A 3,428-nucleotide genomic window follows, 5' to 3' on the forward strand; every position below is an offset into this window, starting at 1 on the left:
AATGCTGAAGCCGTTAGTTCATATTCTCGAATGATTTCTACACGTGGCTTTCCAGCTAAGTAAAGATTGACGATTTGTTGCTTGAATTCTTGTGAAAAAGTTCTTCGTGTTCTCTTAGACATAAAAATTCCTCCTGGTATGTTTTCTTCTAGTCTACACACCTTAATTTTTCTGTCTAGTTAATTGTAGCCTATCCAGTATGGCATTAGCGGACACCACAATTCTATCCTTAGTAGTGGTCATCCCTTTCGAACTCATGCTGACTCTGTAGGTTTCCCCTTCGCCTTCTAGAGTAAGTACATTTATTTTGCCACCTACATCTATCTCTTCACTTTTGACTCCCACATTGTTATCAACCTCAAAAGCTCCAAAGGTTGTCGCATAATTAGATACCTCTTTTTGGGCAACAGTTGTGCCTTCTTTGACACCTTCATTGGTAGCATTCTCATCTTCTATAGACTCATTTTGACCTTCTGGGAGAGTTTTATCTATTAACTCTTCTTGAGTAGTTGATTCTGATATAGCATTTTCTCCTGTGTCAGGCAAAGGTACCTGTTCAAAAGAACTATCCAATAACTCATCTGAGCTCTTTGTCTCCAGTTCTTGGGAGATGCATTCGCTAGGAGTTGTGCTTGCAAAAGACTCTGCTAAAACAAATGGAGCAGTGTTACTTAAAACTACACCAGCAACCATCAGCCAAATTATTGATTTGTAATATCGATAGCTTTTCTTCTTCATTCTAGTTCTCCCTCTCTTTTGTACTGTTCTTTATGATAGCTATGCTAATAAAAAAATGTATTGGTATCCAAAGTACACATTAAAAGATCCAATGCTTTATTGTTGCTATAGCAAACTTAAATCGTCAAAATTTGTGTGCTTTGCTAAATGGATTTGAACTTTCTCAAATCCATTAACACCGACAGCTGCCAAGTCGTACATCTTCTATCCTATAAATTAGTTTGTCCCCCCTTAACATAGTTCATAATTTCTCTTATTTCCAAGCTGAATTTATTATAATTACTTTTTCAGAATAAGTCGTATTCTGTTTTTGAGAAAAAAGACAAAAAAAAGAGACGAACGAAAGGGATACCCACGCCTCTTAAACAAAATTTGTAATCCTACTATGTATTTGTATTCTTTTCACTTTTGGATATTTTAAAGTAAAAGATACTCTTTGTGAGATGGGTAGTTCACAGGATTCATATAGAGATTTGTTGAGAATTCACTAAAATAAAAAACGGACTATTCGTTTAAAGTCAAGTGCAAATTTTCTGATAGAGTGCGATAAAACATAGAACTTATTCGGATTAGACCAATCCCTATATTCTTTCATCTTATAGCAAACCACTGATAATTCGGAGTCATCGATAATGATTTCAAATAGACCGGTCTTTTCAATTTCTTTGACTAATTAAACCGCGACATCTTGCATCCTTAAGTGAATATTGCGGTAATCTTCAAAAATATAGTACACAAAGTTGTAGTATTGACCAATTAGTTGTGCTGCACCGTGGGAGAAGTTGATAGCCATAGTTGGCAGGCATTGTCTAATCTTTGGTTGGAATAGCTGCCTGCTAATTTTAATAGCGGGTGGACCCTTTGGTAGTATTGTTCTTCCGATCCTTGTTGAAACATTTTTCCAACGACAATGACGGCATTTGGTCCCTTGCGGAGGGCCCATTGCATGTAACGAGAGCTATTCCATTTTCCATATGTCGCAGATCGTTCTGGCAAGTGACGTTCTTCTGTCGTGTAATAACCAGACAGTTTATGTTTGGTGGAATATTGGCAGAGAAAGAGTTTCCCGTCAAAGACTTCTAGATAGTCGGCATAAATTTTCAATATCACTTTCTCTCCAATAAATTTGTAAGGAACCGAATAGTAATGCTTCTGAAAGCTAATGTGGCTATTCGTATGAACTATCGCTGTTTGATAAGTGCAGTATTCATTGGGATAATCGGGCAAGAGTTGAAGGACTGGTTTTTCAATTTCTTGAGAGAGCGACAAATGAGAACCGGCCTTTTTTTGGAACGGCGTGGCATTGAATCGATGGATTTACTCCCTTAATTGTTGGTAGTATTCATCCAAACTAAAAAACGTACAATTACGCATGCTGGCGACCACACGAGCGGTCAATTGTTTCACTGTATTTTCAACAAAGTCTTTATTCTTAGGCTTTTTTACACGAGCTAGCAGAATAACAGTATGGTAATGATTTGCCATGTCTCCATGGCTTTGATTTAAAATCAAGGTCGAACAAGTATGCGTGGTGACACCCGTTCGCAAATTGTCTGAAACAATAAGTAGCAGTACGCCTTCTAAAAATTCAAATAAGCGAATATGTGCGTAAATCCAATTGCCTTGTTTTATATCCGTGCAGCCAAAGGCAAAGGTATAACCGCTAAGCGGTAACACGGCGACAGAAAAAAGATAGCTAGAGAGAACTTCATCCGTGTCAGGATCTACCCAAGTCAATTTCTATCCTCCCTATTCAACTTCGACTTTTTCTCCTCCATTGTGAGTCAAAATGTGCGAGAAGGGTTGTTTGAGGGATACTCGTTAAAGTATTTTTTGAATTGAGTTAATTGATAATAGAGCAGGTTGGTTTGAAGGTATTGATCTACATATTCTTCCCACAATAACTGCATAGTCACACCTGGTTTCGCTAATTCTCTTGTGAGTTGTTTATAATTAGGCATAGTGAAATGCGTTTGACAATGTTTTTTTCTTTTAGCTGTTTAAATAATTCATCAACTTTTTGATAATCCCACTGTTTTAGTTCATGGTAATTAAGTTGCTGGACAGAGACTGTTTTGATAACTTTGCTGACAGTGTTACGATTAGCAGCGGGTGTTTAACTGATAGACCGTTAGCTTATAGATAATTCATGAAGTCGGACAATTTCTAAACAATTGGGCATAGCTGCCACCTCACGTAATTTTGTACAAAAATTTTTGTGCACCTTTAGTTATACAGGAGAATGGTTAAATAGAAACACGAAAAAACGATCCCTTCTTCTATAGAGGAATCGTTTATAACCAGCTCTGCTTTGAGAAATTTAGGTAGCTCACTTTTCTCCGACGAAGTGGCTCTCGAACTACGCCGTATGCATGAGCTACTCTTTAAATAAATTTCCTATGATGACAATTTTTCAGCTCTGCTCTTATACACACTGATTAGTAGTATAGCTTATCCAACTTCTTTAATTAAAGCTCCTTTAAAATCGACAAAAAGAAAAGTAAACTCATATTTACTTTTTAATACTATTATTGTTTTTGTAGTAACACTCCTCAAATGTTTCGAGAGTATAAAATATTTTGTGTAAATGAAAAAATCCATACAAAAAAGGAAGTCCCTTCTGTAGAATAAAGTTAACGACAACCAATTCACAGAAAAGAGGACTTCCCTATGAATGATTTTACTACAGA

General features: G+C 36.5%; 3 protein-coding genes and 2 pseudogenes. All 5 read right to left on the reverse strand.

Annotated elements, in window-relative coordinates:
- Positions 1-122 (reverse strand): annotated as a pseudogene (locus tag OS138_RS12635) (IS3 family transposase); the annotation flags it as partial.
- A gap of 40 nt (positions 123-162) precedes the next feature.
- Entirely contained in the window at positions 163-738 is a 576-nt protein-coding gene (locus OS138_RS12640) for a hypothetical protein (RefSeq protein WP_038811217.1), read from the reverse strand.
- 571 nt (positions 739-1,309) lie between these two features.
- Positions 1,310-1,540: pseudogene (locus tag OS138_RS12645) on the reverse strand (glutamate decarboxylase); the annotation flags it as partial.
- Positions 1,495-2,007, reverse strand: a complete 513-nt coding sequence (locus OS138_RS12650) for a Mu transposase domain-containing protein (RefSeq protein ID WP_369676945.1) — start codon at positions 2,005-2,007, stop codon at positions 1,495-1,497. The pseudogene OS138_RS12645 and the gene OS138_RS12650, both read right to left, overlap by 46 nt.
- Positions 2,008-2,055: 48 nt before the next feature.
- A complete protein-coding gene (locus OS138_RS12655) occupies positions 2,056-2,475 on the reverse strand; it encodes a hypothetical protein (protein ID WP_038811215.1) in 420 nt (139 codons plus the stop codon).
- Positions 2,476-3,428 lie beyond the last annotated feature (953 nt).

Source organism: Enterococcus sp. E5-37, from assembly GCF_035726925.1.
Taxonomy (GTDB): Bacteria; Bacillota; Bacilli; order Lactobacillales; family Enterococcaceae; genus Enterococcus_B; species Enterococcus_B faecium.